The following is a 26,117-nucleotide window of genomic DNA, read 5'->3' as shown; positions in this document are numbered from 1 at the left end:
AATAATCATGGCTATATCATTTCTCTTTACAAGAAAATAATGAATTCTTCTGTTCATCAGCGTGGTTGATAACCGCCTACCCCAAAACCGCCTCATCCTGCTCGGCGCCAGCAACCTGACGTTATCGCTCCGTCTGGTCACGCACTTGATGCAGCAACGGATTGGCGCACCGGGTGAGATTTTAGCGGCGGTGGGGCATGGGCGGGCGTACGGTGTTTTCAGTCAGGTGGTGTGGCGCGGGTTGCCGGGGATTGCGGAGTGCGGGTTGTGGCGGCAGTTAGGTGCAATGGAATCGCGCCCTACCTATGCGTTGTTAACCGATATCGGTAACGATATTGTGTATGAGTTGACGCCGGAGCAGGTTTTGCGCGCGGTGGAACGGTGTATTGATCAGTTGCAGCGGCAATCCGCGCAGATTGTCGTGACTAATTTGCCGATGGCATCGGTTGAACGATTGTCCGAGCGGCGTTATACCTTTTTTCGGAATCTTTTTTATCCGTTTTGTAAGCTTTCCAGAGATGAAACAATTAGCCGTGTGCGGGCGGTGCATGCAGGATTAGTGGATATGGCCGTGCGCCGGCAATTCCTGCTGGTTGAGCAGGAAGCGCACTGGTTTGGGCCGGACGGTATTCATGTGAATTACTGGCAGCGGGAAGCATTTTACCGGGATATCGTGCGGCGGTTTCCGGATTCCGGCGTTAAGCCGGAATATTGGGATGATAAACGGAAGTTCTTTCTGACCTGGCAGCGGCGACCGGTGTTTGCTTTCAAGACGGTGTTGGGCCGTGCGATTTACTGTCCGCAGCCGAGCGGGCAGCTGGCGGATGAATCGCCTGTCAGCAAGTATTAAGGGTACCGATTGGATGGCGCCACGGGAATGAAAGCTGCGGCTTTTTTGCACTAATAGCACGTTTGACAGCCTATCCGGCATTCAGTATATTCAGCGCAGAAAAATTGCGTTGATTTTTATCGTATCCTGCCTTAATTTTCTCTATTCGAGCTTTCTTATATGCGTATCGTCGTTACCGGAATGGGGATTGTGTCACCGATTGGCACGAGCATTGACCAATTCTGGAAAAATGCGGTAGCCGGTACCAATGGAATTGTCAGTATTCAAAGCTTTGATGCTGCCAAACAGCGTTCGCGGATTGCCGGGGAAGTGCAGGGGTTCGATCCCGCCACCTTTTTATCCACCAAGCAAATCGAACAAACCGACCGGTTTACCCAACTCGCTTTACACGCGGCACAACAAGCGCTGGAAGACGCAGGTGGTTTAGAAGGCTATGAGCCGCGGCGCTTGGCCGTCAGCTTGGGGTCGGGCATGGGGGGATTTTCGACGTTCGAGTCTTCCGCCGCGCGCAGATTTCAAAACAAATCGGTGCCGCCTTTTACCGTTCCGCGCATCATGGCGAACTCAGCCGCCGCCTGGATCGCGACCAAATACGGACTGAAGGGCATCAACCTGACGACCAGCACGGCATGCTCGTCCGGCGCCAATGCCATCGGCATGGCGCTTGATCTGTTGCGCAACGGCAAAGCCGACGCTGTTGTTACGGGCGGTGCGGAAGCGTGCGTGTTGCCGCTCACGATGTTCGGTTTTGAAGCCTTGTTTGCGTTATCTACCGGTTTCAACAACGATCCCGCGCATGCCTCGCGTCCGTTCGCCAAGGGCCGCGACGGTTTTGTCATGGGCGAAGGCGCGGGTATCCTAGTGCTGGAACGGGAAGATGCAGCGCTGAAACGTGGCGCAAAGATTTATGCCCAACTGGCCGGTTACGGTTGCGCTTGTGACGCGACGCACATCGTCGCGCCGGATATCGACGGGCAAGTCGCTGCGATGCAGGCCGCACTGGACGATGCCGGTGTGACATCCGGTCAAGTGGACTATATCAACGCCCACGCCACTTCTACGCCCATCGGCGATGTTGTCGAAACCAAGGCGATCAAGCAAATGTTCGGTGAGCGCGCGCTGGAAATCCCGATCAGCGCCACCAAATCGATGATCGGCCACAGCATCGGCGCTTCCGCCGCGATCGGCAGCATCGCTGCGATCATGACGCTGCAAACCGGCACCATCCATCCCACAATCAACCTCATCGAAGCCGATCTGGAATGCGATCTGAATTACACGCCCAATACGGCGGCGCAGAAAAAAGTGCAAACCGCGCTGTGTAACGCCTTCGGCTTCGGCGGCAACAACGTCAGCATCGTTTTTACAACTCTTTAAAAGGTATCAGCCGACATGGATACAGCAGAACTAGAAGCGAAAGTTATCGAATTTATCGCGTCAAAAGTTGAAAACATAGACACCTCCACCATCACCACCGCCTCCAAATTCGAAGAACTCGGACTCGATTCGATGGACACCGTGCAACTGCTATTTGACGCGGAGGATGCCTTCGGCGTCACATTCGACGGCGATGAAGTGAAAAATCTCCGTACGGTGGGGGATATTATTACTTATATTAGTGAGCATCCGCCGGAGGGGAAGGGTTAGTCTTAACAAAAGTTGTAGGCAGAACCTGAGCGTTTCCCTAACAGCAGTCACCAGTCTAACTGTCGGTTCGATATGGACGGCTAACTTGGGCGTTACACAATTTGAGTTGAGATGAAAAAACTAATATTTTTCTTGGCCATGATGTTTTGCCAGTATGCTATCGCCGCTGATGGTAATTTGATTTATCAGAATTGTCGTTCAGAAAGTCAGGTGGTTAGAGCATCTTGCGTAGGCTACATCCAAGGTTTACTAGCAGGGTATCCTTGGGGCTTTGGAAAAGGAATGTCTGCATCTCGACAGCTCCTAGAAGTTGCAGGTGCGAATGGCTCAGAAATTCTGGTCAAGTATGATCAAATAGCTTTGCCAGTTGCGCTCCGCGTCGGTGCTGGCTTCTGTACAAGCAGCTCCAAAGGCCTTACTGTTGAGCAAACAACAGATATTGTAATTAACTATCTTCGCAATAATCCGCAACTTAGAAATCACCCTTCCTACGAGCTTGTTATGACGGCAATGGAAGAAGCATTTCCACTAGACAACTGTAAAGACCAGTAATGGTCAGCGTCCAAACTGTGTAAGGCGGCAGCTGAAAGCGTTCCGCCTCAATCACCTGCCGAATGAAAGTGATGATCGTTTGGGATGATTTGTTGATACTGGTTTTGATTTGGTGGATTGCTCATTGGACATTTGCCTTACGGGATCGAAGGAGTCAGCGAAACCGTCGAGACGGAGATGTTGTATGGATCTGTGCAATGACTTGAAGCAGGTGAGTATGGTTTGATCCGGCCGGTTAACGGATACAACGCACAGCAACCGGTAAATTTAACGTGGCCCAGATTTTATCGGCGGTTAGTACCGTTGCATCCAGCCCGATACCGGTGCTCAGACAGGCCCGATCTCCCAGCGACAAACCGGCGTGGCGGGTTTTTTGCCAAAGCTGCGCGGTAATCCCGGCTTCTTCGGCGCTGAATGGGGTGATCCGCAAGCCCAACGCTTCAAGGTCTTCGCGCATGCCTTTGACATCGACATCCGCCGCGATTGATTTTTGCACCACTTCCGCCCAATTGACGCTGGAAATGACAGCTTCCGCTAGAGCCGCTTCAACTTGATCGCAACCGGGTTCATTCTGCAGGAAAGCTAGCAGAGCGGAAGCATCCAGGACTATCATCGTTCACTGGTTTCCCGTTTTGCCTCTTCCCGCCGGTCAGCGATGAGTTCCTCGGCGAGGCTGGTAGTTTGCGGTAAGTGAGCAAAGCGGTTTTTGAGTCTTTGCTTAATCGTTCCAGCTTTTTCCAGAATCAAGCGCCCATCCTCCGTGCGCGCAATCAGGCTGTCGCCGGATTCAAATCCTAGCAAGCGCCTGAGTTGCGCTGGAATTACCAACCGCCCTTGAGGATCGAGTTGCACTTCGGTTTGTGTCATTAATTTTGCCATAATGCTGAATATTATGGCACGATTGTGGTAGGAGTGCCATTTTGATGATTTTTATGTGCTAACCACTTTCAAAAGGAAAATAATCATGTCTACCCATACAATCCGCCTTCATCGCGTGCTGCGTGCGCCACCGGAGAGAATTTACCGCGCTTTTCTGGATGCCGATGCGATGGTTAAATGGATTCCGCCGAATGGTTTTACCGCGAAGGTTCACCATATGGAGGCTAAAACCGGCGGCTGTTTCAAGATGTCCTTTACGAACTTCAGCAGCGGGCATAGCCATTCTTTTGGTGGTGAGTATCTGGAGCTGGTGCCGTTTGAGCGTATCCGCTATACGGACAAGTTCGATGATCCGAATTTGCCCGGAGAGATGCATGTCACGGTATCGTTAAAACCGGTTTCCTGCGGGACCGAGTTGAATATCATGCAAGAAGGTGTGTCGGCAGTGATTCCGGGTTGATTTTCATGCGGTTGGCAGCGTTTTGATTTCGTTAGTTTTGTGAGCATCATCGCATCGTGACAATGTTTCACAAAAATCATGTAACAGTTGGGATGGTCTTTTTCTTCCTGCTGATAGTACTTTCCGGTTGTGTTCACCGGCCGTATGTTACGGCTTCCTATTCTCGTTGGGGAAATGAAATGGTGCTCGAACAGGGTGGTGAGGAGCCATTGATTCTGCGCACTTTGCCATCGCAGTCCAATCAAGCTAGCGCCTGTGTGTTGCTGGTACACGGCATGAACGAGCATATCGGACGCTATGGCGAGGTGGCGCGGTATTTTTCTCAACGTTATTTTGTTGCCGGGTTCGATCATTATGCGCATGGCCTTTCCAATCCGGTATTGCGCCGTGCGGATCGGGCGCTGGCGGAAGGAGCCGATCGGGCCGATGTCAGCGACGCTTTTCTGGCGCAATCGGCTTTGTACGATCTGGAGCCGCTGCGGCAGACGTTGGGTCTTGCATTGCAAGCCTTCATGGCGCAGTGCGATGCGCAAGATCATTCGCGGCGGCCGGTATTCATCGTGGCGCACAGTTTGGGCGGGCTGGTAACCGCGTCGTATTTGCTCAGGCATCAGAATGAATCCGATCTACGCGAGCGGCTACGGGGTGTCGTTTTTCTCGCTCCGGCTTTTGCCGTGAGCGAACCGCCCGGATGGCGCGGTTGGGTGGCGAATCCCTTGATCAAGCTGTCTTTTTATGCGGAAACCCATTTTTTGCATCCGCAGAATGAACCGCTGCCGTTGTTGCTGTTCAATCAATTACTTTCATTAGTCACGGTGCCGGTTCTGGATGGATTGTTCGAGGCGTTTTCCTGGCCGGGACTGCGCAATTTTGCGTCGCCAACCTCACCGGTGTGGGTGACGGATTACTTGACCGATAGCGAAGAAGAGAAAGCGCGGCTGCGCGCCGACGGTTGGATCGTGCGCCGCAGCCTTTTACGCTACGTGAAAGGCATCGAAGCGGAAGTTGTTCATTTCCGCCGCCACATGGCGGATTTCTCGATCCCGTATTACCTGATTTATTCCGAAATGGATCCGATCACTCCCGCCTGGGGCGACGAGGATTTTGCCCGTGTGACACTGCAACATAATCCAGCGAACGAAGTTTTGAAACTACCTGGTCTGCCGTATCACCAGCACATATTTATGCAAGAACCCGCACGGACCGAATTGCTGCAGAAAATAGAAAAATGGCTGGATCGCCGCTTGCAGATGCCGAATTAATCGTTTCAATAGCACAGACTGTATCCCGTCAGCGCAAGTTGGACAAAATGGTGTGATTGTCTAAGAGAGTGTTTTGGTACATCGTTACTTAAAGAGGAGCGATAAATGACAGAGAAGAATCAACAAAATCGCAGTGTCTAGAAGACCGTTCGTGATATACGTCGAGAACCCGTAGCCAATCTTTTATCTGCACCTGAAAGAAGCAGAATTTCGATTTAGTCATCGTCGTGATAATCAGTTCTTAAATTATTACGTCTAAACCCGCTTTAACTTCCTAAGACCCTTTCAGAAGATACTGGCTGAATATGGCATGCTCAGTTCAATGAACAGAAAAGCAAACTGTTGGGATAATGCTCCCATTGAAAGCCTGCGGGGATCGTTAAAGGTAGGTAAATTGTATGGAATGCGGTTTGAAACACGCTGTTAGGCAATGGATGAAGTGATTTGGCTTAACTACTACAACCGCAGAAGACTGCATTCGACACCGGGATACATCAATCCAATGAAGTTCGAGCAAAACTGGCTTGTTGTACAGTTGAAAAAAATCGCATAATAAGCGAGTTAAGATGTACGAATTATCAGGGCAAGGTCTATTTTGAATAGAACCGAATAACTAAACGTACATTGCCTTCCGGAAAATCAGCGCGAGCCGTGCCAATATCCAGCATGAAAAGTGTGTCCCTACAAAGATGGTATGGCCAAACTAATAATCCATATCAGCAATTGTTATGTGCGATATCGCACAGACGACTTTCATTTTCACTATTAAAATTTTTATTGATACTTAAATAGCGATATTTTCGCAGCAAGAATGGCTTAGAAGTCGTAAAAAATTAAGGAGAAGAAAGAATATGAAATCTTACTGTTTTCTTATGCTTATACTTGTAGTTGTTGCACTAATTCCGATGTTGCCTGCTTGTAGCCAAAATCAATCCGGTAGTGAGAAGATAATGGATAAAGTTGGCGACGCGCTTGACAAGCGTCCTAATGAGAGAGTTCTTGATGCAGCCGAAGAAAGAGCTAAAGGCACTCCTAAATAATTTGTATTTTTTTACATCGTTTTCTCATGTTCGATATCGAAAATATTTATGGGTATATTATTACTCAATATCTATCTTATAGTCGATAATGACTTGGAAAAAATCACCAAGAGATTGAAGATGCGATGATTGGCACAGTTAAATTGGTCAACTTGAAAGTTCGATCGAAGGAATATACGAATTGAAATTCGGATTGAAGATGTGCCTTCGAAAGATAACTGTCAAACTAAAATGAGTTTTAGAGTGGGTGGGTTTTGTTGGTCATAACCATACCATGCCAATAAATGTACATAAATTTTGGGGCTGTAGTAGATCAGGTTAAATCTGATTCCAATCTTTGAATACTTTGTCTTTGTATTCGATTATCTCCGTTCTATGAAGCATTAAGTTGATGCTGAGCTAGAAGTCGTCTTGCTCGGTTTGTCAAGACGGGTGTATCCATACCATGGCATTTAAGAAGAGACTACGTACGACATCAGAATGGCACCGGCACATCTAAAGTTTTACATCAAGTTTCAATAGACCAATAATCACCTGAACCAACAGAGCCGAAAATGAGCATAGAAGAGCGTATTGTACAATTTATTCAGTTGGCAGCACTCGCTATTGTTTTCATTATTTGCTATCAGGTTCTCCGTCCGTTTATTCCCGCGATTTTGTTTGCAATGGTCGCCTGTATTTCGACTTGGCCGCTCTATCTACGCTTGCGCAAGGTGTTAGGTGAGAAACCTACGTTGGCATCTTCGTTGATGATAATGCTGCTGACTATGCTGGTAATCATCCCATCTGCTCTGCTTGCTACCAGCTTGGCGAATAATGCGGCTGTCCCTTTCGACGCCATCAGGGTATTTCTTGAGAGGGATTCTATAGAGCCACCGTTATGGCTTAAAGAAGTACCCATGTTCGACGAGCAATTTAATCGTTATTGGCAGGGATTTTCTTTGGGCGGGAAGGAAACGGTAATGCTATTCAGAGAATTGCTTGAGCCAACCAAGAATCTTCTTTTTAGTCTTAGTAATATTATCGGCCAGAGCTTGCTACAGATGGTGTTCGCTGCATTTATCGGTTTTTTTTTCTACCGTGATGGCGAAGTTTTGCTGCAGACTCTACGAAATGGAATGACTAAGCTTTTTAATAGCAATCTCGCAGTGGATCCATTGGTAACGATCCACGATATCGTGACAGGGGTTGTGCATGGCATTTTCGGGGCAGCTTTGGCACAGGCTATCGCTGCCACAATCGGTTTCTTCATCGCGGGAGTGCCAGGTGCTTATCTACTCGGTGCCGCCACTTTCTTTTTATCAGTGATCCCTATGGGACCTGCCCTGTTATGAGGTGGCGTGAGTGTGTGGTTTCTCTACCAAGGATCTTACGGCTGGGCCATTTTCATAATATTGTGGGGCATATTTGTGATTAGCAGCATTGATAATATTATCAAACCCTACCTCATCAGTCGCGAAGGTAATTTGTCCATGCTGTTAATTGTTTTAGGTGTAACGGGTGGCATCGTTGCCTTTGGTTTTATCGGTATCTTCATTGGCCCTCCTATTCTCGCGGTGGGTATAACTCTCATTCAACTTTGGACATCATCACCTGCTGCAGAAACAAAGAGTGCACCACCAGCTCGTTATGATTAACGCCTGATTAACAAACTAGTCCAGAAGCACTGAGCACACAGGAAAATCTGTAACTAAACCGAGTACTAGTTGGTGCGTTACCGAACATACTAAAATTGATCCATGCAGTAAAATATGAATGTAATAATATGATTCGCAAGATTAGAGGGTTATATTTTAAATCTCATACAGTCATTGTTGTTTCCTACTTCCACTTCATGGCAAAGTGGTGTAGTTAATCGATATTCCGCAATCTTGCAAAGGAGGCTTAAATGGGTAAATATTTTTTAGCATGGCTACTTGGTGTACCGACAATTGTATTGGTCATTATTTATCTGCTTTACAATTAATTAAGAAGAGTACAGGAATCGTATAGGGAAGAGGTGATTCATAACCATAATTGTATGTTCAGAAACATTATTTAACCAATCTTTTATTCAGACGGAGAAGAAACTATGGCATCAGCAGATGAATTTAGTAAAGAGATGGAACAGTTAAAAAAAGAATTTACCGCCCTTCGTACCGATCTCGGTTCAGTGGTAACCTCAGTAAAAGAACTTGCAGGTAAGCAAAGTGATAGAGTTGTGGATTTAGCTGAAGATGCAGAAAAAGCGGTACGAAACCAGACTAAGGTAGCCGGAGAAAGTGTGGAAAAGTATATTGAGGAAAGACCGCTTACGAGTGCTCTCGTTGCTTTCGGCAGTGGTTTTATTATCGGTATGCTACTCAGTAATAATAGTAATAAACGCTAGAAGGTTGACGGGTAAGTGCTACCAAAATCCTTTATGGATATTGTCGCTGCGGAGAAAGCCAGGTTCTGGCGGGGGTCGGTCAGGCTAGCCATGATTATGTCCATGTTGGGACTGGCTGTGATGGCAGGGATAGTTGGCATGATTTTTGTGCTATATGGTTTATGTTTGTCATTGGCGGAGATAATGAAGCCGTGGGAAGCAGGATTGATTGTGGGTGGCGGGATGATGTTTTTTGCGGCAATCTTGATTATGATCATTGCGGCGCAAGGACACGTTCTACGACTCGAAGGCAACGCCATCCCCATCCCCAAACAATCTGACAATGACTCCACCGCTGAATTCGGATCTAAAATCGGCGATATCATTGCTCAATCTAATGTCAAGCGTAGCGATATTGCGCTGACGGCGTTAATCGGTGGAGTAGTACTCGGTGCCAGTCCACGCCTACGGCAGCAGATATTAGCTTCTTTAACAGACCTGATCAAATCTACCGGTAAATAACTTTAGATGTAGTAGTTCAGATTTTTGATCAGACAGTAGGTCTTATAAATAGCGGAGTAAAAATATACTACTGAGGCGCACTTAGAATCTCAGAATAAAAGTGTACCAAGTCTTACGCCTGTAAGCTGATGCGATGAACATCAAGTGAAAGGCGATGAGGATGTATACAGTGGAACACTATGTAAAGATTCGACGAGCGGTGATGGTTGAAGGCAGAAGTGAGCGTGAAGTTGTGCGATATTTTGGAATTCACTGCAAGACTGTCAATAAGATGTGCCAATACGCTATACCGCAAGGTTATAGGTGCAAGAGCGAACCCATTTCCCCTAAGCTTGCTGGATTCACAGGCATCATTGGTGCCATTTTGGAAGTTGTAACGTCGTCAAAGCAACATGGGCAGATGATTGCCTAGATTAAGAGAGGTTTTAGTTCATCGGGTTTGATTTTGTTGCTTGGTCAGCATAAAACATCTGGCGTCGCAAAGCTAAGGTTCGTCGTTTTATTTTTTCACGTTCATTCAAAATAGATTGTCCTCGCTTATAAAAGACATCAGCCGGAGTTAGATTATTCAATGACTCATGGTAGCGTTGTCGATTGTGGTAATCGACAAACTGCCGAATACGTTCTTCCAATTCACCGGGGAAATAGTGATTTTTCAGCAGGATCTGGTTTTTTAGGGAACGATGCCAACGCTCAATTTTGCCCTGAGTCTGAGGATGATAGGGATTGCCGTGATGTGTACAGAATTGCGGGACGGTTTTAATTATCATAATAATTTATCTTTCAAGACTTCATAAGGAGTTTTTCCTCGATGAGCGACATGAGGGCGAGAGAAGTTATAGAATCTTTCCCATTCAGCTAGTTTTTCCTCCAGATCCACATCATCTTTGTAAGTAAGAAGTTGATAAAATTCTTCCTGATCGGAACGATGAGATCGTTCAATTTTTCCATTTAGTTGTGAGGATCGGGGCTTGATATACACTTGCTGAATTCCGAGGTCTTCAACATGCCAATGAAACTTTGCCTGGAACTCGTGACCCCGGTGTGCTCGTATTTGTTGTATTCAAAAGGAAGCTTATGGATCACATAATCTACAAAGTCTATAGCATTGGCTTGTGTATGCTTTTTATAGATTCTTAATGCGCGTATTCGAGTGGTATCATCAATAGCAGTGTATTGATAACGCCTGATCTTTTTACTATCCTTTGCTTGGAAGATCAGAAACTTCACATCCATTTGAATAGAATGACCAGGAACGACTTTGCTATATCTTTTTGTTTGTACAGTTCGTTTTTTGACCTGACGGGGAGGCAATTCAGGCCATTACGCTTCAATATTCTGTATATGGTTGCATCTGGACATTTTTATGTCATGGTAGCGAGCCCTATACCACATGATTCTGATTGGTTCTAATGGTTTTGCGTCTTAGATATAAGACTTTTTCAACGACTTCTTCCGATGTTTGATTGGGTTGTTTTTGGGAATTGGCTTCTTGCAGTGCAGACCTTTTTCGCCACTGATTTTGAAGGCATTACGCCATATATAGGATATTGAGCGCGGTATCCCAAAATATCAACAGGCCTTGGAAATATTACCTAGCTCATCTGCATATTTCAGTATTCTTATCTTGCTGTTTTACAGCTCTTTCTTCGTCTTTCGTCATTTCGGACCTCCATGTATTAATCTTTACACGAACTGTCCTACAGATCCCAATATTCTCGCAGTAGATCGCTTGCAGGTTGAAAATCCTGATAGTTTCTTGTGGCTTAGGCGTGTTAGGATTTTTTCCATGTCTAAGTCAAATAATTTATGATTGCGGGCGGTGTCGATCAGCACTTCGGTGCGCCGCCAACCCCAGAATCTTACAGAAAGGTGACAAAAATGATGAAAGCAATCCTCGCAGATTTGATGCAACGCATACCCGGCAAGGCGAGTCCGGAATGGCCGATGGGCGAGCCGTTCGCGCTGGCGTTTGCGCACGGCACGATGTCGGTTGAAGTCTCTGCGCCTAGAGATTCCGATATACAAACGCCGCACGATCAGGATGAGTTGTATTTCATTCATACCGGTCGCGGAGAAATCGTTATTGCCGGGGAGCGGCATGTGTTTGAGCCGGGCATGGTGTTTTTCGTCGCGGCGCATGTCGAACACCGGCTCGAGAATTTCTCGCCAGATTTTACGACTTGGGTGGTATTTTGGGGACCTAAAGGTGGCGAGAAAAGCTCGGGAGCAGCGGATTAATAAGTCATGCTTAAATTCTACGGTTATAAACAATGCGGAACGTGCCGTAAGGCGGAGCAATTTTTGCAGCAGGCGAACATTGCCTACGAATTTATCGATATCACGTTAAATCCGCCGGGTGCGGAAGAATTGGCGGCAATTGCCGCGCGCGCCGGGGTTTCACTGAATAAACTCTTCAACACCAGTGGTGTGCAATACCGCGAATTGAAAATTAAGGAACGGCTGCCAGCGTTATCCGGGCCGGAGATATTAGTTTTGCTCGCAGGCAATGGCCGCCTGATCAAACGCCCGCTGGTTACCGATGGAAAGCGTGCCACCGTGGGTTTCAATGCGGAACAGTTTGCGGCGGTATGGGGTTGATCCAAAGTAAAGTCTTGGTTCCCGCCTAACCGCATAAACAAACAAGCTTGCGCTTTGAGTCTCATGCTTGTACTCTTGCAGCACAGTTCGATGCGAACAGTGTCTTATTCCATAACCGGATCAAGCAGGAGGCGAAATTGAGCGGGCAACGTTTTTTGGTGCGTAAAGCGGCGGTACTCGGGGCTGGTGTGATGGGGGCGCAGATTGCGGCGCATTTGGTGAATGCCAATATCGAAACATTGCTGTTCGAGCTGCCGGGCGATGCCGGTAATCCCAACGCCAACGTAATCAAAGCCGTAGAGAAGCTGAAAAAGCAAGAACCCGCGCCGTTGTCGGTCAAAACCAAGGCGGCCTGTATTCAAGCGGCGAATTACGAGCAGTATCTTGAATTGCTGAAAGATTGCGATCTGGTAATCGAAGCCATTGCCGAACGCATGGATTGGAAGCGCGATTTGTATGTCAAAGTGGCGCCACATCTGGGTGAACACACGATTTTCGCCAGTAACACTTCCGGTCTATCGATCAACCAACTGGCCGAGGCGTTTCCGGAAACGTTGCGCCATCGATTCTGTGGCATCCATTTCTTCAACCCGCCGCGCTATATGCATTTGGTCGAATTGATTCCTTGTCAGACCAGCGATGGGGGTATGCTCGATCACCTGGAAGAATTTCTCGTGACGAATCTGGGCAAAGGCGTCATTCGCGCCAAAGATACGCCGAATTTCATCGCTAACCGCATCGGTGTGTTTTCGTTGTTGGCGACGATGCATCATGGCCGGGCATTTGATTTCGGTTTCGATATGGTCGACGCATTGACCGGCTCGCTGATTGGCCGTCCCAAAAGCGCGACGTTTCGCACCGCTGATGTGGTGGGACTGGATACTTTGGCGCACGTCATCAATACCATGCGCGACACGTTACCGGACGATCCCTGGCATCGCTATTTTGCTGCCCCGGATTGGCTGCAAGGCCTGATTCAGGCCGGTGCGTTGGGTGAGAAAGTCAAACGCGGGGTGTATCAGAAAATCAAGAATGAAATCCATGTATTTGATCTCGCGGCACAGACGTACCGGCTTTCAGCTGCGGAAGTGGACGAAGATCTGAAGCGTTTGTTGAAATACAGCAGCCCGGCTGAGAAGTTTGCCGCATTGCGCAACAGTCAAGAGCCACAGGCGCAATTTTTGTGGTCGATATTCCGTGATTTGTTCCATTACTGCGCGGTGCAGCTGGAAACCATTGCCGATAACGCCCGTGACTTGGATCTGGCGGTGCGCTGGGGATTCGGCTGGAATCAAGGGCCTTTTGAAATTTGGCAAGCCGCCGGATGGAAACAGATCGCCGGCTGGATCCAGGAAGACATCGCCGCCGGTAAAAGCATGAGTCTGGCGCCGTTGCCGCAATGGGTGATGACGATTGCGGATAGTGAATCGCCTGGTGTGCATTCCGCGCAAGGCTCATTTGCGCCAGCTTCCGGAAAGCCACAATTGCGTTCAACATTGCCGGTGTATCAGCGTCAGCTGTTTCCCGATCGCCTGATCGGCGAATCGGCGGTCTACGGAGAAACCATTTTTGAAACGGATGCGGTCAGGTTATGGCATACCGGCGACAGAATCGCCATTCTCAGTTTCAAGAGCAAGATGCATACGATCGGCATCGATGTGTTGGAAGGGGTGCAGCAAGCGATCAAGGAAGCCGAACAGAACTGGCGCGCCTTGGTGATTTGGCAAACCGAACCACCGTTTTCCGCCGGTGCCAATTTGCAGAAAGCCACGGAGAAACCGAAAGCAGATGCACAGCAAAGCGGCGTACCTGTCGCACCGCCTGCGCCACCGAAGCCGCCGACAGCCTTCCAGTCATTCCTGAAGAAATTACGCAAATCGACCCAGGAGACAGTGCTGCATGTCGCGCGCGAGCTGGATCTGGCCGATGTGCTGATGGCCAAGAAACTGGCCGAAGTGGAAGGCATGATCAAGCAGTTTCAGCAAACATCGCAGAGGTTGCGCTATTCGATGATTCCGACCGTGGCCGCCGTAGATGGTCTGGCGCTGGGTGGCGGGTGCGAGTTTGTCATGCATTGCGACCGGGCTGTGGCTACGCTGGAAAGTTATATCGGCTTGGTGGAAACCGGGGTCGGATTGCTACCGGCAGGCGGCGGGTGTAAGGAGTTCGCCATGCGGGCCGCGCAAAACGCCAAGGACGGCGATCCTTTTTCGCAATTGAAATATTATTTCCAAACCGTGGCGATGGCGGAGCTGGGGAAAAGCGCCGAGCAGGCGAAAGAGCTTGGCTACCTGCGTAGTGCCGATACGGTCGTGATGCATCGTTTCGAATTGCTGCACGTGGCGAAGGCGCAAGCGTTGGCGTTAGCGGAAGCCGGTTATCGTCCGCCATTACGGATGCGGGAAATCCCGGTAGCCGGTAACACCGGTATTGCAACGATCCAAAGCCAACTGGTGAACATGCGCGAAGGCGGTTTTATTTCCGAACATGACAATCTGATCGCGAATAAAGTGGCGCATGTGATGTGCGGCGGCGATCTGACGCCGGGCAGTCTGGTCGACGAAGACTGGTTTCTGGAATTGGAGCGCGCGGCCTTTATGGAATTGCTGGCGACGGAAAAAACCCAGGCGCGTATCGAATACACGCTGAAAACCGGCAAACCGCTGAGAAACTGATATCACGATTTACGGAGAATCCTATGACCAAGCAAACTCAAGAAGCTTATATCGTCGCTGCTGCACGTACACCGGTTGGAAAAGCGCCGCGCGGTATGTTTAAGAATGTGCGTCCCGACGATATGCTGGTGCATGTATTGCATGCGGTGATGAGACAGTGCGAAGGACTCGATCCGGCCGCGATTGACGATGTCATCGTCGGTTGTGCCATGCCGGAAGCCGAGCAAGGCATCAACGTCGCACGCGTGGCGCTGTTGCTGGCCGGTTTGCCGAACAGTGTCGCGGGAATGACGGTGAATCGTTTCTGCGCATCCGGTTTGCAGTCGGTTGCGCTGGCGGCGGATCGCATCCGCCTCGGCGAAGCGGACGTCATGATCGCCGGCGGTACCGAGAGCATGAGCATGGTGCCGATGATGGGTAACAAAGTTTCCATGAATCCGGCGATGTTCCAGCATGAGGAAAATGTCGCTATTGCTTACGGCATGGGTATGACCGCCGAGAAAGTAGCGGAGCAATGGAAGGTTTCGCGCGAGGATCAGGATGAATTTGCCCTGACCAGTCATCAGCGGGCAATAAAAGCAATCGCGACGGGTGAGTTTAAGGATGAAATCGCAGCTTATACCGTTGACGAGAAACGCCCGGACTTGATCGCGCATACCGTGCATGAGGAGATTGCGGTCAAGGATACCGATGAAGGGCCGCGCGCCGATACCAACGCCGATGTTTTGGCGAAATTGAGACCGGTGTTCGCGGCAAAAGGATCGGTCACTGCGGGCAATAGTTCGCAAATGTCTGATGGCGCGGGTGCGGTGGTGCTGATGAGCGAAGCTGCATTGAAGCGTTTTAACCTTTCCCCGCTGGGGCGGTTTATCGGTTTCTCGGTGGCAGGCGTGCCGCCTGAAATTATGGGCGTCGGGCCGATCAAAGCTATTCCCAAAGTATTGGCGCAAACCGGTATCAAGCAGGACGATCTGGATTGGATCGAACTGAATGAAGCCTTCGCGGCGCAAAGCCTGGCCGTGATTCGCGATTTGGGATTGGATCGCAGTAAAGTGAATCCGCTGGGTGGAGCGATTGCATTGGGTCATCCGCTCGGAGCAACCGGTTCTATCCGGGTAGCCACTTTATTGCATGGATTGCGCCGTCATAAACTGAAATATGGCATGGTGACTATGTGTATAGGCAGCGGCATGGGCGCAGCCGGTGTGTTTGAAGCGCTTTAATGCCGGTTATAACAGAAAACTGCTTTTCATCGCTTATGTCATAGATCGATCTTCGTAAAAACCTGCGCAAGGAACGGCAACGATTCACACTGATCGCTATGCCAGCGCGGGTTGTGGATTTTTCTCAACCAGAGTAACCGTAACAGCGTAATCCTCGATGTTTTTTCTTACAGTAGACGCTCTGCTGATTCCACGATCCATTCTTTTCTCGATTAGCCTTTGCGCATTCCTGCGAAACCTCAAGTAAGTCATTAGTAAGCCGTAACAATCAGTTCACTGCATGGGTATTTCGGTTGTTTTCTGAAAACTTGATGATACGCATGCGTTTTGTAACAGTCTGCAATGGATGAATGATTGCACAATAGTTTCCGTACTAAATCAGATTATCGCTATTTGGAGGTTGTTTTATAGTGAATCCGCATGCCTCTTTCGATTTGCTTTCCTGTATCAGTGACTTTGCGGTGTGCATAAATGCGCATGGCGTCATTGAGCAAGCATCCAAACCTTCGCAGGCATTTTTGCAATTACCGGCAGTGTTATTGCAAGAATCTATTGAATTATTCATTCAACCTGAAGATATGGCACTGTTTGCTGAAGCACGAGAAAAGGCCAAGCAGAGTGGTGAAAAACAAACTTTTATCTGCCGTCTTTTACGGCAGCGCGTACTGCCGGTTTGGGTTGACTGCTACATGCATGCGTTGCCGGAGGATAAATATCTTATTGCGGCGTTTGATGCTACGCACTGGAAGGATAGCGAAAGCCGCCTGGTTTACCTCTCCACGCACGATGCCTTGACCGGATTGCCGGGTAAAGTCTTACTCGACGATCGTATTGCCATGAACATTCAAACGGCGCAGCGGGAAAAGAATGTCTTGTCGTTGATTGTGTTGAGCTTGGATGGCTATAGAAAAATTAACGATTTGCTGGGACATGGTATCGGTGACGAACTGATCAAAGCAGTAGCGGAACGGCTGCAAAATTGCGTGCGGCGTAGCGATACGGTTGCGCGCGTCAGTGATGATGAATTTTCCATGATCATGCTGAGTGCGGGGCGGGAAAATATCGAATTGATTGCCAGGAAGATTTTAGCCGCTATGCAACGGTCTTTCCGCATCGGCGAACATACACTGCATATCAGCGCCAGCCTGGGTGTTTCCATGTATCCGGAACATGGCGAAGACGCTTCGCTCTTGTACCGGAATGCCGAGATGGCGATGTACAGAGCGAAAGCGCAAGGTAAGAATTACTGGAAGGTTTATAGCGATCAGGTTGACGATACCGAAAGAAGTGATTTGTCGCTGGAATCGGCCATGTACGAGGGGATCGAAAATGGTGAGTTCATGCTGCACTATCAGCCGATCTTTTGCACGCAAACCGGTCAATTGAAGGGCGCGGAAGCGTTGATGCGATGGCAAAATCCAAGCCGGGGCTTTGTTTCGCCGATGAAGTTTATTCCGCTCGCGGAAAACAGCGGTTTGATAAAAATTCTCGGCGCATGGGCTTTGCGCAGCGCGTGCTATCAGGCAAAACAATGGCAGGAAGCTGGACTTAAGGATTTTTATATCTCCGTGAATGTATCCCCGCGCCAATTTGTGCAAGAGGATTTTCTCGATATGATCCATAAGGCATTAAACGAGTCCGGGCTATTACCGGGAAACCTCATGCTGGAAATCACCGAAGGCGTGTTAATGGAGAACCCGCAGCGTTCCGGGGCGGTTCTGACGCAACTGCATGTGGCGGGAGTAAAAATCGCAATTGATGATTTTGGTACCGGTTATTCCTCATTGGCTTATTTGAAAAGATTTCCGCTGTCCGTGCTGAAGATTGATAAGTCTTTTGTAGATGACGTGGTGAACAGCGCGGAAGATATGGCGATTGTGGGCACCATTCTAAGTCTGGCGGAAGGATTGAATCTGCTGGTCGTCGCCGAGGGTGTGGAAAATGATGCGCAATTGGGTTTCTTGAGGCAGGAAGGATGCAATCTGGTACAAGGCTATTTGACCGGCAGGCCGGTGCATTCGGATGCATTTAAAGAGAAATACATGGCATGACGGTATCTGCGCCGGAGCTTGTGAACAGCAAAGATCAATTTCTCGCTTTGCTGACAAAATGCATGAGCGAGAAAGGTGATTTTCCTGCCTTTGCAAAATCCGTGCAGCAACTGGACGAGTTGATGCACGATCAAAATAAAAATATCGCGGATATTGCCCGTGTGATTTTGAATGATTTCACTTTGACGCAGAAAGTGATTCGTTTGGCCAATTCTGCCATGTATTCCGGAATGGGCGGAGAAATTACAACCATCACCCAAGCTGTTGTTGTGCTTGGCATCGATACCATAGCGCATATTACCCTCAGTATCCGTTTCATCGATACGCTTTCAGCTTCCGCACCGGCATCGGACGAAGCGCGCAGGGAACTGGCGCAAGCGATGCTGGCTGGAAGTGTCGTTCGCAACGTGGTGACAAAATTAAATATGGTCAACGGTGAAGAAGCCGTTGTGTGCGCATTGCTGCATCATCTTGGCCGTCTGATGCTGATATTTTATTTTCCTGATGAATGGTCGCGAATTCAGAAAATTGCGCAAAGCGATGCAATGAGTGAAAATGACGCGGCGTTGCGAGTCATTGGCATTTCTATCGATGAGATGTCCCAAGAAATTGCCAGGAACTGGCATTTGCCCAAGAAAATATCCCATTGCATGATCAGCTCGGCAACCTTCACGGAAATTAGCATACCGGGTTCGTCCGATTGGCTGAAAGTGATGGCTAATTTTGCCAGTGGCGCTGCATCGCTGTTAGCTCAGCAGTGCAACGCGGATGATTTAAAACAGTATGTGTTACGTTATAGCGAATCATTACTGATTTCCACCGAGGATCTTGCTGAATCGATTGATTTGGCGCAGCAGATGGTTGCTGAATTTCCTGGTAATCCAGAAAGTGGAAAATCCATTGGCAAGCCCTATGACTCGCGCGAACGTCTGGCTGTCAGTATTCGTGAACTCAAGATGGCGCTGACGCAGGGCATAGACTTCAATGTCGCATTGAGCATGATGCTTGAATCGTTGTATGCAAGCATGGGCTTTAATCGCGTGGTGACCTTCTTTCGCGACGCAGGCATGTTAAAGGCCAAAGTCGGGTTTGGCCGCGGTGTGCCGGAAGTGTTACCCGGATTGATTTTTCCCGAAGCCTATGCGGCCGATGTATTCCATCTTTCGCTTACCAATAAAGCGGATGTATTTATCCAGGATGTTGCTTCAACCCAGTCTTCTTCGAGTATACCGGCATGGTTAAGGGAAACTTTGCCCGATGTCGATGCTTTTATCCTGCTGCCGCTAATTTTCAATGGCAAGGCCATCGGTTTGATCTACGCTGACTGGTGCAAGGGAACAACCAATCAGATCGAACCCAGCGAATTCTCATCGATGGGTGTGCTCAGGGATTATTTGATGAAAGCTTTGATTAAAAGAAAATGACGCATTTCTCAGAACATTCGTTTTTGGTTATCACTACATAGAAATTAATTTAATACACACTGACCGCCAGTATTTTGGGCATGAAAGTACCGCGTGAATAACTCAACACCAAGGATTGCAAGGGTTGTCCGGGGAAATGATCGCACAGATACTGCTTTGATAAACCGGAAGAACTTGAATATTTTAAGAGCTTTATAAAGTATGACAACATTAACCTCCGCATTTGAACACAGTCAGGCTGATTTTTTTGCACAGCTAGAAAGAAGAATAAATGAGAAGGGCGATTTTCCGGCGTTATCCAAATCAATTCAAAACATCAGGCAATTAATACAGGATGAGGGAAGAAACATTGCAGGTGTTGCCAATGCCATCTTAAGCGATTTCACCTTAACCCAGAAAATCATCAAACTGGCTAATTCGGGGTTGTATTCCAAAGCGGACAGTGAAGTGACCACCGTTTCTCATGCGGTGGTGGTGTTGGGCCTGGATACGATTACCAACATTGCGCTCAATATACGAACCATTGATACGCCCTCCGCAGCTAAATCAGAACCCGGAACGGTATCGGGCGAGCTGGAAAAAGCGGTTTTAGCGAGTAATATTGCGCGCAATATCGTGGCCCAATCGTATGTTGCGAATGGAGAAGAGGCGATTGTTTGCACACAATTGCACCATCTCGGACGGCTTGTTCTGGTTTTTTACTTTCCCGATGAATGGGCGAGGATTCAGCAGATTGCGGGTGGCGATGAAGCGCGTGAAAATGACGCTGCATTGAAAGTTTTTGGCATGACCATTGATGAAATTTCGCACAATATTGCCAAGGATTGGCAATTGCCCGAGAAAATTTCCGGTAGTGTTACTGACCTAACGGACAATATGAATCCTGAGTTGGGTTCTGCCGGCTGGTTGAAAACCATGGCCAATTTTTCAGGAAAAATGGCGACATTATTGGTTAACAATATCAGTACCCAGAATCTGAAAAATTTTATTGCGCGCTATAGCGGATCGTTGCTGCTGCCAAGCGAAATTATTTGGGGGTCGATTGAGCCGATCCAAAATAAAACGAGCCAATTGGCTGCCCATCCGGAACTGGAACAGGGGAATAGCGAATCGGATCGATCGCGCAAACGAGTTGCAGCTGGCTTACTCGAGTTGAGCACTGCATTGGCCCGGGGAATGGATTTCAAAAGCGCGCTCAATATCGCTTTGGAAACGATCCATGACAGCATGCGGTTTAATCGGGTGATTGTGTTTTTTCGTGACGCCGATCAGTTTAAAGCGAGCTTGTATTGTGGCAATCTGAAGCCGGAAACGATGGCGCAACTTTGCTTCTCCAAGAATTATGCCGCGGATGTATTTCATTTATCGCTGGCGCAGAAAGCCGATGTGTTTATTCAGGATGTGACTCTCAGCAGAGAAACCACGATACCCGCTTGGTATCGAAAAGCATTGCCGGATGCCTGCGCATTTATTTTGCTTCCGCTGATATCCAATAACAGTAAGGTCGGTCTGATCTACGCGGATTGGAAAGAAGATCAAACGAGGGTGATCAGACCGCGGGAATTTTCTTCACTCGTCATGCTGCGGGATTATTTGATAAAAGCGCTGGTGAAAAGATGATAAAACACCGTGAGCATCAAAAAATCCCGGTTCAAACCTGGCTGTTGTGCTGTAAAAATGCGCCAGCCGCCGTCATTGCACTATAATCCGGTATTTGCCAAACAATACAAAGGAAATGTTTCATGAGTGCAATTTGGTTTAAAGATTACACCGTCGAGTATCTGGAAGGATTGCGCAACGCCAATATGGGGGAACATATTGGCATTCAATTCACCGAGCTTGGGGCTGACTTTCTCAAAGCGCGCATGCCGGTTGATAAACGCACCACGCAACCATTCGGTATCCTACACGGCGGCGCCAGTTGCGTGCTATCGGAAACACTTGGCAGCGTCTCCGGCTGGATGACCATCGACCCGGAAAAATACCGCGCAGTCGGGCTGGAGTTGAATATTAATCACATCCGTGCAGTAACCAAGGGCCATGTCATCGGCATTTGCACACCGTTGCACACCGGCCGCCGTACCCAAGTCTGGCAGACGGACATTATCGAGGAAGCAACCGGCAAACGCGTAGCGATTTCGCGCTTAACGCTGGCGATCATTGAACAAGGCACACTCAGCGCGCAGAAGGAGCATGTGATCGTCGACAGAGAATCATAAAATGCTTCGCTGGATCGACCGGTAAACCGGTTGCATTAAAAAACCCTCATACCGGAGTTGCAGGTATGAGGGTTTTTTAATGGCAAACGTAACAACAATGCGCAGTGTGAATGTTCCTAAGCGTCCTTGCTGTCTTTGTTTTTAGCGCTGTCTGCCGCGGATGGTGTTTCGGATGATCCGGCAGCACCGGCTGGGTTTTCCGTTCTTGCTTCGCCACTATCGCCAGCGGCCTCGGCGGTAACAGCTTCTGTAGATTCCTGGTTATTGGCTGCGGACTGATTGTCAGAGTGTTCTTCCTTACCCTTACTGTTCCACATGAAATAAGCCGCGCCCATGGTTACCACCACAACTGGCAGCGTGATGAACACCAGCAACGCGTATTCCATCGAGATGTCCGCTCCTGCCGGTAGCGGTTTGGTGACGACCATGTAGGCATGCCCAAACGCAAAGCCGTAAACCGGCACCAATGCCGCCATGTAGCGGTTGGTGACCAGCGGCCGGACCGTCACCATGTTCAGCACATTGGAAGCGTAGTATCCAATGAAATAGATAAAGATATAAAAGAAAATAGCGCCCATCGTTTTTCCTTATTGAATTGGTTTATCGGTGATAAAAATCGGAATGCATCAAAGACCGCAAATATTCGGGCTTATGATACACAGATCGCCGTAAAAATTGTACTGATCACGGAAAGGTTAAGTCTGCCGCGGGTAAATCTCAGCCCGGAGCTGCAAGGCTTTGCCGTTCAGGCGAGACTCGATTGCCTCGGTCAATGACCGGCTTTCTTTGTGTTTGTCCAAAATGGTTTTGTAGGCTTTCATCAGGCTGATAGCAATATCGATATCTGGTTGAGTAATTTGCCAATGCTGTTCCTCGGCCTGATCGATGATCTGCTCATACAGAACCGGTTCGGTATCGAGTGCATTCAAACCACGGCAATTTTCCCACGTGATACCGCTCAGTTCGGCCTGATCGAAACACACACCGGATAAATCGCAATCGGCGAATTGCGCTCTATTAAGGATGCTGTGGCGAAAATCCGCGCCGGTGAAATCGCAGCGGCTAAACACCGCGCCCGGATAATGCCCACCGGACAGATCGGCATAATTAAAATCACGATCGCTGAATTGTGCCTCATCGCCGCCCGCAAAACAGGCATTTTCCAGCAGATTCCGTGAATAAAACGTGTCAGTGCCGCTGGCGCGGGCGTACAGCGTGAGGATTGCCGGGTGATGAAATCCATCTTGATCGAGCCGGTTCCATAAAAGACCGCCAAACGCTGATCTTCCTCGCTGTACCATTGGCCTGTGTCATTCGCTAATTGCAACATGCGGGAAAACTCCTTTCGCAATTCTTGTTGTTCTTCTTGGGTGGCGGTTTTCTTGCGCTGCTCAAATTCCAAATAGCGGTACGGATTTTTTGCCAATTCTCCCCGGTTGCGGATCAACAACCAGCGCAGCAACAGGTTCAAGTCCGGTGTGTGTTGTCTGGTTTGCGGATTAGTGTGCAGTTCCTCCTTCAGGATCGCCATCCGCAGCACCGCTTCGTTCCAGATCAATTTCAGCTTGCGCGGGTTATTGCCCAGCACCTCGCACAGCGGCCGGTAAGCGCGCAACGTTTCCGCATCCGCGGATGGCAGCATCCGGACCAAATCCCCGCTGTGATGCGGCGGCAAGTCGAAAGCCAGTTGCACGAATTTTTCCAGATACGCCGCGCCGGAACCGGGGAAAGTTTTATCGATAGCATCCACCACCTGCTGGCGATCCGCGGCGATAAAAAACAGACAACCGTCGAGATGCAGGAACAATTTGATTTGCTCGAGCAGATGGACGATTTGCGCCGGATCGTGGCAGCGATCGAGATCGTCGATGAGGAAAACCAGGCGCTTTTTCTCCGTGATGGTTTTGATCGCGGTAGCAATTTCTTCGTGGAAAAACTTATGGTCACTGTTTTTGTCGGCGAGATTATTCAATGAAATTTTCAGCGGCATGCCGAGCTTGTCAAAATCCAGTGTCGCGGAAGTGCGTTTAAGAAACCGCTTCGTGGTTTCCGTCATTTTCTTGATCAATGGCTTGAAAACGTTTTCCCGATGTGCCAGCAACGCCAGTAACGGCACCAGCAAGGATTCTTCCTGGCTGTATAGCCAGGGGGGGAACTTGATGATTACCCACTTTGATTGATTAATAGCGGTACCCACATTCAACTCATCAAGCCTGTTTTCCAGCATGCCGAGCAACGTGGATTTACCGCTGCCCCACGGGCCGAAAATGCCGGTGACGAACGGCGCAGGATCATTCCGGTTCAGCACTGTCGCTTCAACTGCGGTTAAATAACGCTGGAAATGTAGGCGATCCGAATCAATCCGGGCGGGTTGATCGCCCAATAGGTTCAGTACGGACATAGCTGGTATCCCAAATCAATTTCTTCGATAGCTTGTACTGCTATCTTGCGAACAAATGAATCTTCATCCTGAAGAGCGTGGATCAGCGTATCGACAGCTGCTTTATCGCCGATTTTTCCCAGTGCCTTGGCTGCCGCCCAGCGAACAACCGAATTTTCATCCTTAAGGGCATGGATCAGTGGTTCGACAGCGGCTTTGTCGCCGATTCTTTCCAGTGCCTTGGCGGCCGTCCAGCGAACAACCGAATCTTCATCCTTAAGGGCATGGATCAGTGGATCGACAGCGGCTTTGTCGCCGATTTCTCCCAGCGCCTTGGTTGCTGTCTGGCGAGCATCTGAATTTTCATCCTTGAAAGCATGGAGTAGCGGATCGACAGCGGCTTTGTCGCCGATTTTTTCCAGTGCCCTGGCTGCCGTCCAGCGAACAATCGAATTTTCATCCTTAAGGGAATGGATCAGTGGATCGACAGCGGCTTTGTCGCCGATTATTTCCAGCGCCTCGGCTGCCGTCCAGCGAACAGCCGAATTTTCATCCTTAAGGGAATGAATCAGTGGATCGACAGCAGCTCTGTCGCCGATTTCTCCCAGTGCCTCGGCTGCCGTCCAGCGAGCAATCGAATCTTCATCCTTAAGGGAATGGATCAGTGAATCGACAGCGGCTTTATCGCCGATTTCTCCCAGTGCACTGGCTGCACGTGAGCGAACAGCCGAATTTTCATCCTTAAGGGAATGGATCAGTGCATTGACAGCAGCTTTATCGCCGATTTTCCCTAGTGCATTGGCGGCGCTCATGCGGACAGAAGAGTCTCCGTCCTTGAGAGCATCAATCAATATTTGTAGAGTGCTTGCCTGATAGCGGATTTTTGCTCCAGGTTGGCTAAGTAGCTGTAAGAATAGTTCCCGAGTGTTTTTTTCATTGAGAAGGTATTCAATCCACTGGCGAAACATCCGGTCGGCGGTTTCCAGTTCCACTTTAGCTTCTTTCAGGCATAGAAAGGCGAAGCGGAAGGTGTAGTGCATCAGGCCGTCGTGCAGATGCTTCTGGCGCAGAATGGCCTCGATGAATTCACTACCGGATTCCTCATCTTTCGTGCCCGCATGCGCAGCGGCCAGGCGGATCACTTCACGCCAGCGCGATTTGAACAGATAGCGGCTCAGGTAGCGGTCGATGTCGCGTTTCTTGCGCGTGATGGCGCGCGCGGCGAGATATTCCTGGAAAGTCAGGTGAAAGAAACCGTATTCCTCGTTGCCGCGGTCGATCAGCAAACCGGATACATCGCGGATCAGGTTCAGTAGTTGATCGGCTTTGTGTTGCGCCTCAGTTTCCGGCATGCCTTGCTGCCCGGTCAGAAACCGGCTGACGATGGTGGTTAGTTGCTCGCGCAGGATGCGGTTTTCCGGATAGTTTTCGTGCAACTGCAACGCGATTTCTTCCAATACCGCCTGCGTCTGATCTTTATCCAGGCTGCCGGTTTGATCGCTGCGCTGGCGCTTTTTCATTTCCCAGTTGAAAATGAACGTGTCGATGCACAGTTTGTAAAGCTCCACGCGCAGTTCCGGCAACGTCGCGCCCTGACGCTGGATCAGGCCGATGATGGTGCACAGCAACGGGTTGGCGGCGAGTAAACGGATGCCGGGATTATGCTTAATCTGCTCGAGCAGTTGCGCGGCTTTGTCATCGGCGCGTTTGAATGTGTGTTCGTCGTCCACGATGTCTTCGCTTTTTTCCACCGCGTAACACCAGTGCTGAAAAAATTGGCTCATCTGCTCGTCGTTGAACGGCTCCAGCGTGGCGGTGTTGAATCCACCGCCGAGCGGCGCGGCGTCGTAACCGACGATGCGCGAAGTGACGATGAAGCGATTGCTGGGATGTAAGAATTCCTAGCGTTGTTTACAGTATTCAGGAGAATACTGTAGATGAACATACACAAACGCACTCGCTTAACATTATTGGATCGTCAGGAA

The 26,117-nt window shown here is 49.1% G+C and carries 23 protein-coding genes and 5 pseudogenes; 20 read left to right on the top strand and 8 right to left on the bottom strand.

The features are described 5' to 3' along the window. Positions 1–61: 61 nt before the first annotated feature. From BLU57_RS06695 to BLU57_RS06680, 4 genes are all read left to right on the top strand, one after another. Positions 62–850 (top strand): hypothetical protein, encoded by a 789-nt coding sequence (locus BLU57_RS06695; protein ID WP_090318187.1) that lies wholly within the window; start codon positions 62–64, stop codon positions 848–850. A gap of 159 nt (positions 851–1,009) precedes the next feature. After that, complete coding sequence (gene fabF / locus BLU57_RS06690; protein ID WP_090318184.1) at positions 1,010–2,227, top strand: beta-ketoacyl-ACP synthase II; 1,218 nt, start codon at positions 1,010–1,012, stop codon at positions 2,225–2,227. Between the two features lie 15 nt (positions 2,228–2,242). Continuing rightward, positions 2,243–2,497, top strand: a complete 255-nt coding sequence (locus BLU57_RS06685; protein WP_090318181.1) for an acyl carrier protein — start codon at positions 2,243–2,245, stop codon at positions 2,495–2,497. Positions 2,498–2,608: 111 nt separating this feature from the next. Next, positions 2,609–3,049, top strand: a complete 441-nt coding sequence (locus BLU57_RS06680) for a Rap1a/Tai family immunity protein (RefSeq protein ID WP_090318177.1) — start codon at positions 2,609–2,611, stop codon at positions 3,047–3,049. A gap of 235 nt (positions 3,050–3,284) precedes the next feature. Here BLU57_RS06680 and BLU57_RS06675 read toward each other — a convergent pair whose 3' ends face one another. Together BLU57_RS06675 and BLU57_RS06670 are read right to left on the bottom strand one after the other, a co-directional pair. After that, positions 3,285–3,662, bottom strand: coding sequence for a type II toxin-antitoxin system VapC family toxin (locus BLU57_RS06675; protein ID WP_090318175.1), 378 nt, complete (start codon positions 3,660–3,662; stop codon positions 3,285–3,287). After that, positions 3,659–3,916 carry an AbrB/MazE/SpoVT family DNA-binding domain-containing protein gene (locus BLU57_RS06670; RefSeq protein ID WP_090318172.1) on the bottom strand — a complete coding sequence of 86 codons (258 nt, stop codon included), beginning with the start codon at positions 3,914–3,916 and terminating at the stop codon, positions 3,659–3,661. Before BLU57_RS06670 ends, BLU57_RS06675 begins: the two co-directional genes overlap by 4 nt. A gap of 97 nt (positions 3,917–4,013) precedes the next feature. Here BLU57_RS06670 and BLU57_RS06665 point away from each other — a divergent pair, with 97 nt between their 5' ends. The 8 genes and pseudogenes from BLU57_RS06665 (at position 4,014) to BLU57_RS06635 (ending at position 9,559) form a co-directional block, all read left to right on the top strand. Next, positions 4,014–4,388: an SRPBCC family protein gene (locus BLU57_RS06665; protein ID WP_090318169.1), complete on the top strand. Its 375-nt coding sequence runs from the start codon at positions 4,014–4,016 to the stop codon at positions 4,386–4,388. Positions 4,389–4,567: 179 nt separating this feature from the next. Continuing rightward, complete coding sequence (locus BLU57_RS06660) at positions 4,568–5,650, top strand: alpha/beta fold hydrolase (RefSeq protein WP_256206194.1); 1,083 nt, start codon at positions 4,568–4,570, stop codon at positions 5,648–5,650. Positions 5,651–5,831: 181 nt separating this feature from the next. Beyond that, positions 5,832–5,920: pseudogene (locus BLU57_RS15795) on the top strand (IS1595 family transposase); the annotation flags it as partial. A gap of 13 nt (positions 5,921–5,933) precedes the next feature. Further along, positions 5,934–6,203: pseudogene (locus tag BLU57_RS06655) on the top strand (IS3 family transposase); the annotation flags it as partial. Positions 6,204–6,501: 298 nt separating this feature from the next. Continuing rightward, a complete protein-coding gene (locus tag BLU57_RS06650; protein WP_090318163.1) occupies positions 6,502–6,690 on the top strand; it encodes a hypothetical protein in 189 nt (62 codons plus the stop codon). Between the two features lie 554 nt (positions 6,691–7,244). After that, a pseudogene (locus BLU57_RS06645) lies at positions 7,245–8,327 on the top strand (AI-2E family transporter). A 434-nt stretch (positions 8,328–8,761) separates the two neighbouring features. Continuing rightward, on the top strand, positions 8,762–9,058 hold the full coding sequence (locus tag BLU57_RS06640) for an ElaB/YgaM/YqjD family protein (RefSeq protein ID WP_090318160.1): 297 nt from the start codon (positions 8,762–8,764) through the stop codon (positions 9,056–9,058). Positions 9,059–9,091: 33 nt separating this feature from the next. After that, on the top strand, positions 9,092–9,559 hold the full coding sequence (locus tag BLU57_RS06635) for a hypothetical protein (protein WP_256206193.1): 468 nt from the start codon (positions 9,092–9,094) through the stop codon (positions 9,557–9,559). 425 nt (positions 9,560–9,984) lie between these two features. On the opposite strand, the pseudogene BLU57_RS06625 reads toward BLU57_RS06635, so the two are convergent. Next, positions 9,985–10,290: pseudogene (locus BLU57_RS06625) on the bottom strand (integrase core domain-containing protein); the annotation flags it as partial. A gap of 35 nt (positions 10,291–10,325) precedes the next feature. After that, positions 10,326–11,044: pseudogene (locus tag BLU57_RS06620) on the bottom strand (integrase core domain-containing protein). 396 nt (positions 11,045–11,440) lie between these two features. Between BLU57_RS06620 and BLU57_RS06615 the strand changes: the two are divergent. From BLU57_RS06615 to BLU57_RS06580, 8 genes are all read left to right on the top strand, one after another. Next, positions 11,441–11,800, top strand: a complete 360-nt coding sequence (locus tag BLU57_RS06615; protein ID WP_090318346.1) for a cupin domain-containing protein — start codon at positions 11,441–11,443, stop codon at positions 11,798–11,800. A gap of 6 nt (positions 11,801–11,806) precedes the next feature. Continuing rightward, positions 11,807–12,160, top strand: coding sequence for an arsenate reductase family protein (locus tag BLU57_RS06610; protein WP_090318153.1), 354 nt, complete (start codon positions 11,807–11,809; stop codon positions 12,158–12,160). A 137-nt stretch (positions 12,161–12,297) separates the two neighbouring features. Then, complete coding sequence (locus BLU57_RS06605) at positions 12,298–14,835, top strand: 3-hydroxyacyl-CoA dehydrogenase NAD-binding domain-containing protein (protein ID WP_090318150.1); 2,538 nt, start codon at positions 12,298–12,300, stop codon at positions 14,833–14,835. A gap of 23 nt (positions 14,836–14,858) precedes the next feature. Then, positions 14,859–16,058: an acetyl-CoA C-acyltransferase gene (locus BLU57_RS06600; protein ID WP_090318147.1), complete on the top strand. Its 1,200-nt coding sequence runs from the start codon at positions 14,859–14,861 to the stop codon at positions 16,056–16,058. Positions 16,059–16,468: 410 nt separating this feature from the next. Beyond that, complete coding sequence (locus BLU57_RS06595; protein ID WP_090318144.1) at positions 16,469–18,109, top strand: putative bifunctional diguanylate cyclase/phosphodiesterase; 1,641 nt, start codon at positions 16,469–16,471, stop codon at positions 18,107–18,109. 20 nt (positions 18,110–18,129) lie between these two features. Beyond that, positions 18,130–19,533, top strand: a complete 1,404-nt coding sequence (locus BLU57_RS06590) for an HDOD domain-containing protein (protein WP_176776384.1) — start codon at positions 18,130–18,132, stop codon at positions 19,531–19,533. A 201-nt stretch (positions 19,534–19,734) separates the two neighbouring features. Continuing rightward, the gene (locus BLU57_RS06585) at positions 19,735–21,153 is read left to right on the top strand and encodes an HDOD domain-containing protein (protein WP_090318139.1); all 1,419 of its coding nucleotides are present in this window, start codon (positions 19,735–19,737) and stop codon (positions 21,151–21,153) included. Between the two features lie 122 nt (positions 21,154–21,275). Further along, complete coding sequence (locus tag BLU57_RS06580; protein ID WP_090318136.1) at positions 21,276–21,752, top strand: hotdog fold thioesterase; 477 nt, start codon at positions 21,276–21,278, stop codon at positions 21,750–21,752. A gap of 116 nt (positions 21,753–21,868) precedes the next feature. On the opposite strand, the gene BLU57_RS06575 is transcribed toward BLU57_RS06580, so the two are convergent. The 4 genes from BLU57_RS06575 to BLU57_RS06555 form a co-directional block, all read right to left on the bottom strand. Beyond that, positions 21,869–22,330 carry a hypothetical protein gene (locus BLU57_RS06575; RefSeq protein WP_090318132.1) on the bottom strand — a complete coding sequence of 154 codons (462 nt, stop codon included), beginning with the start codon at positions 22,328–22,330 and terminating at the stop codon, positions 21,869–21,871. 117 nt (positions 22,331–22,447) lie between these two features. Continuing rightward, positions 22,448–22,822, bottom strand: a complete 375-nt coding sequence (locus BLU57_RS16025; protein WP_371113146.1) for a pentapeptide repeat-containing protein — start codon at positions 22,820–22,822, stop codon at positions 22,448–22,450. Then, complete coding sequence (locus tag BLU57_RS06560) at positions 22,711–24,153, bottom strand: KAP family P-loop NTPase fold protein (RefSeq protein ID WP_090318126.1); 1,443 nt, start codon at positions 24,151–24,153, stop codon at positions 22,711–22,713. The genes BLU57_RS16025 and BLU57_RS06560 overlap by 112 nt, the downstream gene beginning before the upstream one ends. Beyond that, positions 24,141–25,916, bottom strand: coding sequence for a HEAT repeat domain-containing protein (locus BLU57_RS06555; protein ID WP_090318123.1), 1,776 nt, complete (start codon positions 25,914–25,916; stop codon positions 24,141–24,143). The genes BLU57_RS06560 and BLU57_RS06555 overlap by 13 nt, the downstream gene beginning before the upstream one ends. Positions 25,917–26,117: the final 201 nt, after the last annotated feature.

It is taken from the genome of Nitrosomonas oligotropha (assembly GCF_900106555.1).
Lineage (GTDB): Bacteria > Pseudomonadota > Gammaproteobacteria > Burkholderiales > Nitrosomonadaceae > Nitrosomonas > Nitrosomonas oligotropha_A.
Note: the sequence above shows the minus strand (reverse complement) of the source record. Positions and strands in the feature narration are given on the sequence as shown.